General features: G+C 66.6%; 10 protein-coding genes. 3 read left to right on the forward strand and 7 right to left on the reverse strand.

The annotated features are described in order from the left end of the window. Window positions 1–46: 46 nt before the first annotated feature. Complete coding sequence (locus ETX26_RS02235; protein WP_225425462.1) at window positions 47–1,756, forward strand: M61 family metallopeptidase; 1,710 nt, start codon at window positions 47–49, stop codon at window positions 1,754–1,756. 12 nt (window positions 1,757–1,768) lie between these two features. On the opposite strand, the gene ETX26_RS02240 is transcribed toward ETX26_RS02235, so the two are convergent. From ETX26_RS02240 to ETX26_RS02270, 7 genes are all read right to left on the reverse strand, one after another. Then, entirely contained in the window at window positions 1,769–2,581 is an 813-nt protein-coding gene (locus ETX26_RS02240; RefSeq protein ID WP_129523066.1) for an SDR family NAD(P)-dependent oxidoreductase, read from the reverse strand. After that, window positions 2,578–3,342 carry an SDR family NAD(P)-dependent oxidoreductase gene (locus ETX26_RS02245; protein ID WP_129523067.1) on the reverse strand — a complete coding sequence of 255 codons (765 nt, stop codon included), beginning with the start codon at window positions 3,340–3,342 and terminating at the stop codon, window positions 2,578–2,580. Before ETX26_RS02245 ends, ETX26_RS02240 begins: the two co-directional genes overlap by 4 nt. A gap of 18 nt (window positions 3,343–3,360) precedes the next feature. Continuing rightward, complete coding sequence (locus ETX26_RS02250) at window positions 3,361–4,395, reverse strand: phosphotransferase family protein (protein ID WP_129523068.1); 1,035 nt, start codon at window positions 4,393–4,395, stop codon at window positions 3,361–3,363. Next, entirely contained in the window at window positions 4,392–5,297 is a 906-nt protein-coding gene (locus tag ETX26_RS02255) for an acyl-CoA thioesterase (protein WP_225425463.1), read from the reverse strand. The genes ETX26_RS02250 and ETX26_RS02255 overlap by 4 nt, the downstream gene beginning before the upstream one ends. A gap of 44 nt (window positions 5,298–5,341) precedes the next feature. Beyond that, on the reverse strand, window positions 5,342–8,329 hold the full coding sequence (locus ETX26_RS02260) for a TonB-dependent receptor domain-containing protein (RefSeq protein WP_165271679.1): 2,988 nt from the start codon (window positions 8,327–8,329) through the stop codon (window positions 5,342–5,344). Window positions 8,330–8,785: 456 nt separating this feature from the next. Continuing rightward, a complete protein-coding gene (locus ETX26_RS02265; protein WP_129523070.1) occupies window positions 8,786–10,825 on the reverse strand; it encodes a 3-hydroxyacyl-CoA dehydrogenase NAD-binding domain-containing protein in 2,040 nt (679 codons plus the stop codon). A gap of 11 nt (window positions 10,826–10,836) precedes the next feature. Next, the gene (locus ETX26_RS02270) at window positions 10,837–12,072 is read right to left on the reverse strand and encodes a serine hydrolase domain-containing protein (RefSeq protein WP_129523071.1); all 1,236 of its coding nucleotides are present in this window, start codon (window positions 12,070–12,072) and stop codon (window positions 10,837–10,839) included. A 193-nt stretch (window positions 12,073–12,265) separates the two neighbouring features. On the opposite strand from ETX26_RS02270, the gene ETX26_RS02275 reads away from it, so the two are divergent. Continuing rightward, a complete protein-coding gene (locus tag ETX26_RS02275; RefSeq protein WP_129523072.1) occupies window positions 12,266–13,444 on the forward strand; it encodes an acetyl-CoA C-acyltransferase in 1,179 nt (392 codons plus the stop codon). Window positions 13,445–13,446: 2 nt separating this feature from the next. Then, a complete protein-coding gene (locus ETX26_RS02280) occupies window positions 13,447–15,192 on the forward strand; it encodes a class I adenylate-forming enzyme family protein (protein WP_129523073.1) in 1,746 nt (581 codons plus the stop codon). Window positions 15,193–15,222 lie beyond the last annotated feature (30 nt).

Here is a 15,222-nt window from a genome sequence, read left to right on the forward strand (position 1 = left end):
CCGGCGCTGCCCTAGATTCGCCGTGCAAGGAATGGGAGAGAAGGCGTTGAAGCGAATTCTGCTGACGATCTGCGCGCTCGGCGCGGTGCCGGCCGCCGCGGCGCCGCCTGCCGAAGCCCCCGCGATCACCATCACGATCCGCCCGGAGGCAGCCACTGCCGAGGGGGCCGTTCCCGCGCTCGACCTGACGATCATCGCCGAGGATATCGAGGCCGCGCGTGGAGCGCCGGTCGTCGAGCTGCCGATCGAGGCCAACACGGTGGTGACCAGCGCCGACGACGTCCAGGCGCTGAGCGCACGCGACGCGCGCGGCGCGGTGACCCTGACGCCGACCGACGAGGCGGCCGACGATTCCAACCGCACCCGGCTCTGGCATGCCGACCGCCCGATCGAAGGGCCGCTCACGCTGCGCTACCGTGTCACGATCGACGCCGACCGGCCCTTCATCAGCCGCCCGCAATACGAGCTGCGCACCGGCCACGGCAGCTTCTCGGGCGCGGCCAACGCCTTCCTCATTCTCCCCGCCGACGAAACCGCGCGGCGGGTGACGGTCGACTGGGACCTCTCGGCCATGGGGCCGGGCGCGACCGGCGTATCCAGCTTCGGGATCGGCGACGCGCACAGCGCCGCACCGCTTGTACCCGGGCGGATCGCCTCGACCTATTACGTCGCCGGCCGCGCGGGCACGTACCGCTCCGGCAGCGGCGGGTTCTTCGCGGGCTGGGCCGGCGATCCGCCGTTCTCGACCGACGAGCTCATGACCTGGGCGGCCGATCTGCACGGCTTCTACGGCGAGTTCTTCGGCGAAGCGGCGGCGAGCTTCGGCGTGTTCGCCCGTCCGAACCCGGACAATCCCGGCAGCGGCATCGGCCTGACCGACAGCTTCGCCTTCACCTACGGTCCGGAGTCCGAGATCGACGACCTGCGCGGCCTTCTCGCGCACGAGATGCTGCATGCCTGGGTTCGTTCGCTCGATGAGTCGATGGATCGACCCGGCGGCCTCGACCGGAGCTGGTTCGGCGAAGGGCTCGCGGTCCACTATCAGCGGATGCTGCCCTATCGCGCGGGGCTGATCGATGCCGATGCCTTTCTCGACGATCTGAACAAGACGGCCGGGCGCTATTACACCAACGTGATGATCGCGACGCCCAATGCCGAGATCCCGGCCGGGTTCTGGCGCGACACGCGCATCCGGGTTCTGCCCTACGACCGCGGCTCGCTCTACTTCGCCAGCCTCGATGCGAAAGTGCGCGAAGCCTCGAGCGGCAAGCGGTCGCTCGACGACATGGTACGCGCCATGCTGGCCGAGCGCCGCGCCGGGCGGCCGATGGACGAGGCGCTCTGGCGCCGCCTGCTCCGGGCAGAGCTCGGGCAGGCGGGGATCGAGGATTTCGAGGCGATGCTGGCCGGCAAGACCGTCCTGCCGCCCTCGGATGCGTTCGGCCCATGCTTCCAGCGCACCACGCGGCCGCTGCGTCGCTTCGATCTCGGCTTCGATCCCGCCTCGCTGCTGAGCGACCCGCGCGCGGTGCGCGGCCTGAAGCCGGGTTCCGAAGCGGAGAAGGCGGGCCTGCGCGAAGGCGACGTGATCACCAACACGTTCTCGCAGGACGGCCTGCAGGCGGACCAGGAGGCGTTTCTCACGCTGGAGGTATTGCGGGGCAGCGAGAAGCTGACGATCCGCTACCAGCCCCGCGGCGAGACGGTCGATGCCTACCAATGGGAGAAGACGGGAGCCGGCTCCTGCAGCTCCTGACGGGCTGATGGGCTAGGAGCTGGGCCGGTTCGGATCGCCCGGCGGGCGCGAGGTCGGATGCGAACTCGACAGCCCGCCGTCGACCGCCAGCGCCTGTCCGTTGACGTAGCTGGCCTCGTCCGAGAGCAGGAACAGCGCCGCGGCCGCGATCTCCTCCGGCTGGCCGCCGCGCAGGAGCGGATTTAGCTGCCCGATCCTGTCTTCCTTGCCCGCCGCGCGGGCGCCTTCGTAAAGCGGCCGGGTCATGCCCGTTTCGGTGAGGCCAGGGAGCACCGCGTTGATCCGAACGCCGGTGCCGGCAAGCTGCTGGGCGGCGGTCTGGACCAGGTTGATGACGCCCGCCTTGCTCGCCGAATACTGCGCCGGTCCTGCGCCCGAGCGCAGCCCGGCGACCGAGGCTGTGCACAGGATCGCTCCGCCGCCGCAGTCGCGGATCGCGGGTGCGGCGTGTTTCACCGCGAGGAACGGCCCGATCAGGTTGACGCGCAGAACCTCCGCCCAATCCTCGGGCGTTGCGTCGAAAAAGCCGCCGCGGACGCCACCGGTGATCCCCGCATTGGCGAAAAACAAGTGGAGCGCGCCGAATTCCCTGCGGGCGGTCGCGACGAGCGCCTCGATATCGGCCTCCGCGCCCGCATCGCCGGTCATCGCAACTGCCAAGCCGCCGTGGGCGCGCACGGCATCGGCGGTCTCATGCACGGTTTCCGAGCGATCGAACGCGACGATCTGCGCGCCTTCCTGCGCGAACAGCAACGCGCTCGCCCGGCCGATCCCCGAGGCGGCGCCGGTGACGACCGCGACCTTGCCGGCGAGGCGCGCGCTCATATCGTCGCGCCCCCGTCGACCACGATCATCTGGCCCGTGATCCACTTGGCTGCGGGCGAGGAGAGATAGACCGCCGCGCCTGCGATGTCCCGCGGCTCGCCGATACGGCGCATGGGCAGCCGCGCCTCGGTCGCGGCGAGCGCCTTCGGGTTCTCCCACAGGGCGCGAGCGAAGTCGGTCTTCACCAGGCCTGGCGCGATGGCGTTGACGCGGATGCCGTGCTCGCCGTTCTCGACCGCATAGTTGCGCACGAGCTGGAAGTCCGCCGCCTTGGAGACGTTGTAGGCCCCGATCGTCGGCGAACCGCGCAGGCCGCCGATCGAACTGACGACGATGATTGCCCCGTCACCTTTCGCGCGCATGTCGGGCAGGGCGAGCTGGATCAGCCAGTGGTTGGAGAGGATGTTGTTGTCGAGCACCTTGCGGAACTGCTCGTCCTCGATCCCGTCCATCGAGCCGTAGTAGGGGTTGCTCGCCGCATTGCAGACGAGGATGTCCACGGCGCCGAGCTGTTCCTTCGTGCGCGCGAACAGGTCCTGCAGCTGCACCTTATCCGAAATGCTGGCGGCGATCGCCACCGCCGTGCCGTCGCCGTGCGCTGCGTTGATCTCCGCCGCCACCTCGTCGCAGGCGTCCTGCTTGCGGCTCGAGATCACCACTTTTGCGCCCTGCGCGGCGAGTTCCTCGGCAACCGCGCGGCCAATCCCGCGGCTCGAACCGGTGACGATGGCGACCTTCCCGGTCAAATCGAATAGCGACATCAAAACTCCCTTCGATTGTTAGACTGCCGCCCGTTCGGCGAAGGCCCAGGCCTGCTGCGCGAGCGGGACGATGCGCGCGGCCGCGGCTTCCGCATTGGCGTTCGAGGCATTGCCGTCGATCGCGCGCTTCTTGATTCCCTGGATGATCCCTACCAGCCGGAACAGGTTGTAGGCGAAAAACCAGTTGAGATCGGGGACCGAAGTGCGCCCGGTCGCCTCGCAATAGCGCTCGGTCGCCTCCTCGAGCGTGGGAATGCCCAGCGCGGGAAGGTCGAGCCCGCCGAGCTGCGCGCCGCGCTCCCCGTGCGGCATCGCCCAGTTCATCGCGAGGTAGGCGAAGTCGGCCAGCGGATCGCCCAGCGTCGAAAGCTCCCAGTCGATCACCGCGAGAATCTCCGACCGGTCGGGCGCGTAGATCATGTTGTCGATGCGGTAGTCGCCGTGGATGATCGACGTGCGATCCTGCTGCGGCAGGGTCGCGGGCAGCCACTCGATCAGCCGCTCGACTTCGGGGATGTCGTCGGTCTGGGCCATGCGGTACTGCTTGGTCCAGCGGCCGACCTGGCGCGCGAAGTAGTTGCCCGGCGCACCGTAGTCGCCGAGGCCCACCGCGACCGGATCGACTGCGTGGAGCTTGGCCAGCGTGTCGATCATTGCGCGGTAGATCGCACTGCGCTCTTCTGGAGCGCAATCGGGCAGGGCGCCGTTCCAGAAGGTGCGCCCCTCAACCAGCCCCATCAGGTAGAACGGCGCGCCGATCACCTCCGGATCCTCGCACAGCGCCACCGGCGCCGCCACGGGCACGCCGGCGGGATGAAGCGCCGAAATAAGCCGATGCTCGCGCTCGACCGCGTGCGCGGAAGGGAGCAGCTTGCCGAAGGGCTTGCGCCTGAGGACCAGCGGCCCGCGCTCCGTTTCGACGCGGTAGGTCGGGTTCGACTGGCCTCCGGGGAATTTCTCGATGCTGTGGACCCCGCCGTGTCCGGGCGCGGCCTCGCTCAGCCAGCGCTCGAGTGCGGCCCCGTCGAGGTCCGCGTACCGGCTCTCGCTCATGCCTCGCCGTCCTGCTGCATGAGGCGTTCCAGCGCCTCCCCGCGCGGCCGCATCAGGCTCTCTTGCTGCGCGGTCGCGATCATCCGGCCATCCTCGGCGAAGAAATGCCCGCGGCTGAGCCCGCGCGCGCCGCCGGCCCAGGGGCTGTCGGCGACGAAGAGATGCCAGCGATCAAAGTCCGGCGTCTCGTGAAACCATACAGCGTGATCGAGGCTCGTCGCCTGAACGTCATATCCGCCGGGACGGATGCCGTGCGGCAGCATCGCCGTGCGGAGGAACAGCATGTCGGAGGCGTAGGCGAGCAGCGCACGCTGCATCGCCGATCCGGCGCGCGCGGGCAGCCGCATCCGCATCCACGAGGCGGTTCGCGGCTCGCGCGGCCGCCGGCCGAACACCGCCGACGGATCGAGCGGGACGATTTCGATCGGCCGCCGTTGCAGCCGGTCGGCGATCGGATGATCGTCGGGATCGGAGCGGCGTTGCTTCCATTCCCCGAGCCCGGCGAGCGCCGCTTCCACATCGAGCGGGAACGGACATTCGAGCGCGTGGCGGAAGCCCGGCTCCGGCCGGTGAAACGAAGCGATCATCGAGAAGATCAGCAGGTCGCCCTGCGACGCCTCGACCCGCCGCGTCGCGAAGCTGCGCCCGGCGGTCAAATGCGTTACCCGATAGTCAACCGGCTCGTCCGCCATGCCCGGCTTCAGGAAATAGCAGTGCAGCGAATGCGCGAGGCGCTCGGCGTCCTCCTCCTGCGCGGCCGCCATCAGCGCCTGCGCGATCGCCTGCCCCCCGAACAGGCGCGGCCCCATTGCCGGGCCGGGCGCGCCGGTCCAGCGTCCATCGCCCCCCGCCTCGCGCGGGGCGAGGAGGGAGGCGAGATCAATCGCAGTCTGGTCGTTCACGCAGTCTCCGGCATTCCCATCCGCCAGTCCGAGCAACTTCAAGCTCAGAATGCCTTGCGGATTCCAATCTTGAAGTTGCGGCCCAGCGGGTTCGCGGTGAAGGGGTCGTAGCTATAGTCGAGGGCGGCGAAGCCCGGGTCCTTGTCGAGCAAGTTGAGCACCGAGAGTGTCAGATCGGTTTCCGCAGGCAGTCCGATCCGCAGCGTGAAATCGAGTGTCGTAAAGCTCGGGATCTCGTGGCCCGGCGTGCCCGGCGTCAGTCGCTGGTCTGTGTAGCCTTCCACATGCGTGACGGTCAGGCGGGCGTTGTGCCGGTCCCAGCCCGCGTCCAGATAGCCGTTCAGCTTTATCTCGGGCAACGGATAGGCGGTGGTCTGGTAATTGAGCTTGCCGACGGCCGAGAAGCCCGGCTGTACGAGATCGTCGCCAATGAAGAAGTCGTTGGTTTCGAAGTCGATCACGTAACTGCCCGTAACCCCGACACCCCAAGTGCCCCGCGTGCCGAAGTCGCCGCGGTAGCTCGCCGTGGCGTCGATCCCCGACGTCGAGAGCCCCGCCCCGTTGGTGTAGAAGGTGTCGATCGTCGTTACGTCGCTGAGCGTCGGAGCGAGGGCACCGCATCCGCCCTCCGCGGGGCCGCCGGAGAAGGTAAAACGGCTGGCCAGCGGGTTGGAACAGTCTGCGACGGCGGTGCCTGGCGTGCTCGAACCAAGAGTGCTGTCGAACACCGAGTTGAGGATGCCGGAGAGCGGTTCTGCAACGATGTCGTCCGAGAAATCGTAGCGCCAGTAGTCGACGCTTGCGCGGAAGCCGCCGAAGTCGAGCAACACGCCGCCGCCGTAGCTCTCGGCGCTCTCCGGGACGAGAGTGGGATTGTCGTTCACTCGAACGGCGCGGAACGAGCCACCGACGAACTGCAGCGATGTCAGGTAGTCACCCGCGGTAAGGATGTTCGACGGCGGCGCCCGGAAAGTCGTCTGGTACGATCCACGGAGTGCCAGCCAATCGGTGATCTGGACGCGTGCGCTGGCCTTCGGATCGAAGGTCGAACCGACCGCGCCGCCATAGTCTTCATAACGTGCAGCGAGCTGGATATCGACGCGGTCGCCGATCGGAATCTGCAACTCGCCGAAGAGGGCGAAGACATCCTGCGAACTTGCGTTGGGCAGGTCCGAACCCAGGAAGCCGAACAGCCCGATCGGGCGGGCGCAGTCTTCCACGCCGAAATCGAGCGAGCCGGGGCAGGGATAGATCGTCAGATCGTTGTAGGGTCCGTAACGCGCATCGTAACCGTTGTGACGATACTGGGCGCCGAGCGCGTAGCCGATGCCGTTGCCGCCGCCGAGAGCGATCCCGGTGTTGCCGCTGAACACGAGGTTGGCGACCTTCAGTTCGTTGGAAATGCGACTGGACGATTTCTTGGTGAAGTAATCGAAGACCGCGGGATCGTTGGCCACTGCGGGGTCGTAGCCCGGATTGATTTCGCCGGTGATCGCATTCGACTCGATCGCGTTCGAGAACGGGTTGTAGAACATGCATGGTCCCACGCCAGGCGTGCCGGTCAGCGGGTCGCAGTCCTCCCCGCCGAGGCCGCGCAACGCGAGCTGCACCCGGTCGATGATGCTGTCGTACCCCGTCGATTCGCGGATGTACTTGTGCCAGGTGCCGCTCAGCTCCCAATTGAACGCGGCCGAGTGGCTTCCGCGCACTGCGCCGGTAAAGCGCATCGATTCGCTGTCGCGCGTCGCGGGTGCGGCGCCGTCGATCCCGTTCTGGTCTCGGAAAAGCGGATTGCCGCCGAGCAAGGCCGTGCGGAACACGCCGGCAGCAAGGAGCGCGCTGTTCGCCCCTGACGGGAACTGGTCGGGGTTGGCCTCTCGGTAGGCGATCAGGCCGGGGTTGTTGGGCGGAACCCAGAACTGGGAGCCGATCGGGTTGGCGAGGCCGGGAGTCGGCGTATTGAGAATCAGGTAGCTCGGCGAGGTGTTGGCCGAGATGGAAGTGTGCCCGAGCAGGCCCGAAAACTCGGCCACGATCTGGTCGGTCAGGTCGATCTCGGTTTCCAGATAGGCCTGCCAGCGATCTTCCTTTTCCACCAGCAGATCGAACGGCGTGTACTGGGTGGCGCAGCGGGTGGCGCTATCAACATCCGTGGGGGTCGAATTGGCGACCGGAATGCCGCCCAGGTCATCGCACCCGCGGTCCACCTGAAAATCGCTCGTGACGCCGACGAAGGTCCCGGGATAGAAGGCGAAAGGCAGGAAGGCGCCCGGGCTTCCGCCTTGAGTAAAGCCACCGGCGGGGTTTTCGGTATATGGACGGATGGCGAAGTCACGTTCGATCGCTGCCAGCGGAGAGCGGTGCTGATAGCCGAAACTCGCGAGCACGCGCAGTCCGTCGCCATCATGGCCGAACGCGCCCGAGGCAGTCCAGTCTCCGTCCGAGCCGTCGATGAAACGGTAGTCGCCGCTCAGCACCAGCCCTTCGAGCTGTTTGTTGGTGATGAAATTGACCACGCCGCCGATCGCATCGGAACCGTAAGTCGCGGCCGCGCCGTCCTTGAGCACTTCGATCCGCCCGATTGCTGCGGAGGGCAGCAGATTGACGTCGACCGAGGGCACCCCGATGGGCGTATTGGCGAGCCGTTGGCCGTTGAGCAAGACGAGTGTACGCGAAGGGCCGAGACCCCGCAGGTTCACCGTCGAGACGCCTTCCGATCCCTGCGACCGCGAGTCGAACTGATTCGAATCGCCGAGCACGCCACTGGAACCTGGGAGGTTCTTGATGAGATCGAGAGCAGTGGGAGAGCCCTGATTCACCAGCTCTTCCTGTGAAATCACCTCGACTGGAAGCGCCGCGTCCTCGGGGGTGCCGCGGATCAGCGAGCCGGTGACGACGATGACGGGGTTCTCCGGCGGGGGGCTTTGCGCACCGTCCGGTGACTCGTCCTGTGCCACCGCGGGGCTGGCGCCGGCGAGCCCCAACGCGAGAGCCGAAAGGGCGCACGTGTACCGTAGACCGTGTTTTCTCATCTTCCTCTCCTCTCCTGTGAGCTGCGCTCTCAGGCACATACCCACTCATCGAAAGTGGAGTATTTCGGGGCACTCCTGTCAAGCTCTTTGTGAAATGAACGTGCCTTTTCGGCTTGCTGAGCTTTCGAAAGAATGCCCGAACCCCGCTTCCGAAAACATGCTGTGTATGTGCGTCATTGGACTCGCTGGTCGAGGAAAACGTATTCTGCCCTGCGGCATACCCGGGTCGCGGGCGTGGTTTCGCGGCGAGGGGGGTGGGCAAGCCAGCCGCGACCGATCGGTTTCGACTTGCTACTCATACCCTGAATTCGAACAATGCACTTTACAGCTGCGAGCGGAGAGCGTTGCCCGACAGGGGCAGCTCGCTACCCGCGAGGCGCGCGTCTAGCGGTACCCCTCCCCATCTGCACCCGTGCAAATGGGGAGGAAGGGCTACTTCGCTCGGGCGTCGTCGGGTTAGCCGTTGAAGGTTTCGCCGCGCTGGGCTTTGCCGCGCAGATAGTCGCTGACGGGAAGACCGTGCTTCTCCAGGCCGGCAACGACCGTGTCGAGCCCGATCGCGTCGGCCCAGAACATCGGACCGCCGGTGTAGATCGGCCAGCCGTAGCCGTTGATCCACACGACATCGATGTCGCTCGCGCGCTGCGCCATCTTCTCGTCTAGGATCTTCGCGCCTTCGTTGATCATCGGATAGAGCAGCCGTTCGCGGATCTCGTCCTTGGAGATCTCGCGCTGTGCGTGGCCTTCCTTGGCGGCGAAGTCGGCGATGATCGTCTTGACCTCGTCGGAAGGCGTGCGGTTGCGCGCTTCGTCGTAGTCGTAGAAGCCCTTGCCGGCCTTCTGTCCGAAGCGGCCCACCGCGCAGAGCGCCTCGCGCACGGTGGTGACCTTCGACGGATCGCGATGCCAGCCGATGTCGATGCCGGCGAGGTCACCCATCTGGAACGGACCCATGGGGAAGCCGAACTCGAGCAGCACGTCGTCGACATCCCAGTAGTTCGCGCCTTCCATGATCAGCTGGTTCGCCTGCTCCTGTCGCTTGGAAAGCATGCGGTTGCCGATGAAGCCGGGGCACACGCCGGAAACCGCCGCGACCTTGCCGATCTTCTTGGCGAGCTTCATCGAGGTTGCGAGGACGTCGTCGCGCGTCTTCGCGCCGCGGACGACTTCCAGCAGCTTCATCACGTTCGCAGGCGAGAAGAAGTGCAGGCCGAGCACGTAGCCGGGGCGCTCGGTGGCCGCCGCGATCTCGTCGATGTTGAGATAGCTGGTGTTGGAGGCGAGGATCGCACCCTGCTTCACCACGCCGTCGAGCGTGCCGAACACCTCCTTCTTCACGTCCATGTTCTCGTAGACCGCCTCGATCACCAGATCGCAATCGTCGAGATCCGCGTAGTCCAGCGTGGGGGTCAGCAGGCCCATCGCTGCGTCGACCTGTTCCATGGTCATGCGGCCGCGCTTGGCCGTGTTCTCGTAGTTCTTGCGCATGACGCCAGTGCCGCGGTCGAGCGCTTCCTGCTTCATCTCCAGGATGGTCACCGGAATTCCTGCGCTGAGGAAGTTCATCGCGATCCCGCCGCCCATCGTGCCGGCGCCGATCACGCCGACCTTCCTGATCGGGATCAGCGGCGTATCGGCGGGCACGTCGTCGATCTTGTTCGCGGCACGCTCCGCAAAGAAGTAGTGGCGCATCGCTTTCGACTGGGTGCCGCCCATCAGCTTCGCGAAGAGCTCGCGCTCCTTCTTCACACCCTCGGCGTAGGTCAGCTCGCCGGCCGCTTTGACGGCCTCGATTGCGGCGTTGGGCGCTTCGAAGCCGCGCATCTTGCGGCCGTTCTTCTGGCGGAAGTCGTCGAAGATGCCGGGGTTCTTCACCCCGTCCTGATTGGCCGTCCCTTCCGAGGCGCGCGGCACCGGCTGGCCGATCTTCGACTTTGCGAATGCGATCGCGTCAGCCTCCAGGCTGTCTTCGCCCACGATCGCGTCCACCAGACCGATCGCCTGCGCCTTCTTCGCCGAGATCGGGTCGCCGGTGACGACCAGCGGCAGCGCCGCTTCGGCGCCCACGAGGCGCGGCAGGCGCTGTGTGCCCGCGGCGCCGGGGATCAGGCCGAGCTTGACCTCGGGCAGGCCGATCTTCGCGCTCGGCACCGCCACCCGGTAATGGCAGGCGAGCGCCACTTCGCACCCGCCGCCGAGCGCCGTGCCATGGATCGCGGCGACGACCGGCTTCTCGCTCGCCTCCAGCTTGTCGAGCGCTTCGGGGAGGCTCGGCCCCTGCGGCGCCTTTCCGAATTCGGTGATGTCGGCGCCCGCGAAGAAGGTGCGCCCGTCGCAGCGGATCACCACCGCCTCGACGGCATCGTCGGACAGCGCCTCCTCGATACCTGCGGCGAGCCCGGCGCGCACGGCCTGGCCGAGGGCGTTCACCGGCGGGTTGTCGGAGATGATGACGAGCACGTTGTCGTGGCGTTCGGTGCGGATCGGGGTTGTCATTGTGCGCTCCTTCATGCGTAGCTTTCCGCCAGAGCCGAGTAGATCAGCGTCTTGAGCTGGCGGCGGATGGGATAAGTGGACGAGGGGTAGAGCTGGGTCATGAAGACCATGGTGATCTTCTCGACCGGATCCACGAAGAAGGCGGTCGAGTAGGCGCCGCCCCAGTAGAACTCGCCCTTGCTCGCGGGCATCAGCGTCCTGGCCGGATCGATCACCGTGGCGAAGCCGAGGCCGAAGCCGGTGCCGGCGTTGTTCGCTTCGGAAAAGAGGCTCTGGCTCATCTGCGTGAGATCCGCACCGCCGGGCAGGTGGTTGGCGGTCATCAGGTCGAGCGTCTTGGGTGCGATGATCCGTGCCCCGTCGAGTTCGCCCTTCTGCAGCAGCATGGTGCAGAACCGGTGGTAGTCGGCCGCCGTGCCGACGAGGCCCCCGCCGCCGCTGTCGAACTTGCCGTCCTCGAGCAGGCGGCTCTCTGCGGCGCGATCCACGAGCCGCGGCGGCTTGCCCGGACGATAGCCGTAAGCGTCGGCGAGGCGATCCGCCTGCCCTTCCGCAACCCGGAAGGCGGTGTCGGCCATCCCCAGCGGTTCGAAGATATGCTGCCGGAAGTAGTCGCCCAGCCGCATCCCCGAGATGCGCTCGACGGCAATACCGAGCACGTCGGTGGAGACCGAGTAGTTCCAGCGCGAGCCCGGTTCGAACTCGAGCGGAATCTCGGCCAGCGCGGCGACGTATTCGTCCGACGTGAATTTGCCGCGCGAGAGATCGAGCTCCGCCGCGCGATAAGCGGCATCAACGCTGCTGCGGTTCTGGAAGCCGTAAGTCAGCCCGGACATGTGCGTGAGAAGATCGACGAAACGCATGGGTCCGCCGCGCTGCATCGGGGCGAAAGGCAATGCACCGCCGCCGCCTGCGTAGGCGCCCAGGTTTGCGAACTCGGGAATCACCCGGCTCACCGGGTCCTCCAGCGCTACCTTGCATTGTTCGACCAACTGCATGAACGCGATCGAGGTGATCGGCTTCGTCATGCTGGCGATGCGGAACAGCGCATCGTCGCGCATCGGCGTACCGTCGTCGCGCAAAGCCCCGAAACGCGCGTGGTGTACCGGCTTGCCTTCGCGTGCGACGAGCAACTGAGCGTTCTTCAGGCGTCCCGTCTCGATGTATTGCGCATCGAGAAAGGCGTCGATCCTGGCGAGCCGGGCCTCGTGGAAGCCGAGCGCTTTCGCATCCGTCAGTTCGATCATGATCTCTCCCGTACCGTGCCGCTTTCGGCATACCTCGTTTTCTGACCCACGCTGATAGCGGATTTTCTGCTCTTTTGAAGCCTCATACCTGAAATTCAGAAAACGCCCAGTTGCACCTTGCCACGCACTGTCCCTTCTGCATAAATCGTCGGCAAAGAATCGCACAAGACGAAACTGGAAGAGGATTGCCCGAATGCGCGACGCCGTCATCGTATCTACCGCCCGTACTCCGCTCGCGAAGGCGATGCGCGGGGCATTCAACGCGACTCATGCGGTGCAACTCGGCGCATGGTCGGTGGCCGCGGCGGTGGAGCGGGCCGGTGTCGAGGGCGGCGAGATCGACGACGTGATCATGGGCGCCGCCAACCAGCAGGGGCAGCAGGGTTTCAACATGGGTCGGCAAGTCGCGCTGCGCGCGGGGCTCCCGGTCGAGGTCGCGGGGATGACGATCGACCGGCAGTGCTCTTCCGGCCTCATGGCGATCGCCACGGCGGCCAAGCAGATCATCGTCGATCGCATGGACATCTGCGTCGCCGGCGGGATCGAATCGATCACGTCGCTTCGCTCGGGCAAGCCGAACACGCAGCGCGACGACGAACTGCTCAAGATGCATCCCGACATCTACATGCCGATGATCGGCACGGCCGAGGTCGTGGCCAAGCGGTATGACATCGGCCGGGAAGCGCAGGACGAATATTCGCTCCAGTCGCAGCAGCGGACGGCAGCGGCGCAGGCGGCGGGCAAGTTCGACGACGAGATCGTGCCGATCGCCACGACGATGAACGTGACCGACAAGGAGACTGGCGAGGTCAGCCAGCGCGAAGTCACCATCGCGATGGACGATTGCAACCGGCCCGACACCACGCTGGAAGGGCTGGCGAAGCTCCAGCCAGTGATGGGCGAGGGGCACTGCATCACGGCCGGCAACGCCAGCCAGCTCTCGGACGGTTCGGCCGCTTCGGTGCTGATGGAGGCGGAGGTCGCCAAGGCGCGCGGCCTCGAGCCGCTCGGCCGCTACGTCGGAATGGCGGTGGCAGGCGCCAAGCCCGACGAGATGGGCATTGGCCCCGTCTTTGCGATTCCCAAGCTGCTCGACCGGTTCGGGCTCGGCATCGACGACATCGGCCTGTGGGAGCTGAACGAGGCTTTCGCAGTCCAGGTGATTTACTGCCGCGACAAGCTCGGGATCCCGAACGACCGGCTCAACGTCAACGGCGGGTCGATTTCCATCGGCCATCCCTTCGGCATGACGGGCGCGCGCTGCGTAGGCCATGCGCTGATCGAAGGCAGGCGGCGCGGCGTGAAGCACGTCGTCGTCACCATGTGCGTCGGCGGCGGCATGGGCGCGGCCGGCCTGTTCGAGGTGCTCTGATCATGGCGACGCAGGCAAAGGATCTCGCCTCCGCGATCGGCTGGACCCCGCCGGAAGGCTGGCCCGCGAGGACACGCGAGGAATGCAAGGCGATCCTCACCGCACCCGGGCAACGCTTCGAGATGGAGACCATCGACATTCGCGGCGTGCCGACGCGCGTGTGGAAGAACGCGCCGCCGAATCTGCGCGCGATCGCCATGCTCGGGCGGATGTACGGTCCGCGCGAGTTCACGATCTACGAGGACGAGCGCGTCACCTACGATGCGTGGTTCCGCGCCGTTGCGAAGCTCGCGCACGAGCTTCAGGCGCGGGGCGTGGCGAAGGGCGACCGCGTCGCGGTGGCGATGCGCAACCTGCCGGAATGGCCGGTTGCCTTCTTCGCGGCAGTGACGATCGGCGCGATCTGCGTGCCGCTCAATGCCTGGTGGACCGGGCCGGAGCTTGCCTACGGGTTGAGGGACTCTGGCACGAAGCTGCTGATTTGCGATGCAGAGCGTTGGGAACGAATCCTGCCGCACCGCGCCGAATGTCCCGATCTGGAGACGGCGTTCGTGTCGCGCTGCGAAGGCGAACCCGAGGGGGCCGAGCGGCTCGAGGCCGTGATCGGCACGCCGAAAGGGTATGCCGATCTGCCGCAGATGGAGCTGCCCGAGGTCGAGATCGCGCCGGATGACGACGCGACGATCTTCTACACCAGCGGCACGACGGGAAACCCGAAGGGCGCGCTCGGCACGCACCGCAATCTGTGCACCAACATCATGTCGAGCGGCTACAATGCGGCCTGCGCGGTGCTGCGCCGGGGGGACGAGATGCCCGAGCCGATGCACAAGGTCGGTCTCACGGTGATCCCGCTGTTCCACGTCACCGCCTGCTCCGCCGGCCTCATGGGCAACGTCGCGGCTGGTCACACCATGATCTTCATGCACAAGTGGGACCCGATCAAAGCCTTCGAGATCATCGAGCGGGAGAAGGTGAACTCGACCGGCGGTGTGCCGACGATCGCCTGGCAGCTCATCGAGCATCCCGAACGCAAGAACTACGACCTGTCGAGCATCGAGGCGATCGGCTACGGCGGTGCGCCCTCGGCGCCTGAGCTCGTGCGCAAGATCCGCGAGGTCTTCGGCGCGCTGCCCGGCAACGGCTGGGGCATGACCGAGACGATGGCGACCGTCACCGGCCATTCGAGCGAGGATTATCTCAACCGGCCGGACAGCTGCGGCCCGCCGGTTGCCGTGGCCGACCTGAAGATCATGAATGAGGACGGCACGGAGGAGATGCCCGCCGGCGAGGTCGGTGAGCTCTGGGCGCGCGGTCCGATGGTGGTGAAGGGCTACTGGAACAATCCGGAAGCGACCGCCGAGACGTTCGTGGACGGCTGGGTCAGGACGGGCGATCTCGCGCGGCTCGACGAGGAAGGTTTCTGCTACATCGTCGACCGGGCGAAGGACATGATCATCCGCGGGGGCGAGAACATCTACTCGTCCGAGGTCGAGAACGTGCTCTACGATCACCCGGCGGTGACCGATGCCGCACTGATCGGCCTCCCGCACCCGCAGCTCGGAGAGGAGCCCGCCGCCGTGGTCCACCTCGCACCCGGCACCACGGCGAGCGAGGAGGAGCTTCAGGCCTGGGTCGCTGACCGGCTGGCGAAGTTCAAGGTGCCGGTGCGCGTGGTATTCACCGAGGACACGCTGCCGCGCAACGCGAACGGCAAGATCCTGAAGAAAGATCTGGCTACGCTGTTCTAGCGTGCGCGAAGCCCCGGGGCTGTTGGCACT

The organism is Pelagerythrobacter rhizovicinus, assembly GCF_004135625.1.
Lineage (GTDB): Bacteria > Pseudomonadota > Alphaproteobacteria > Sphingomonadales > Sphingomonadaceae > Pelagerythrobacter > Pelagerythrobacter rhizovicinus.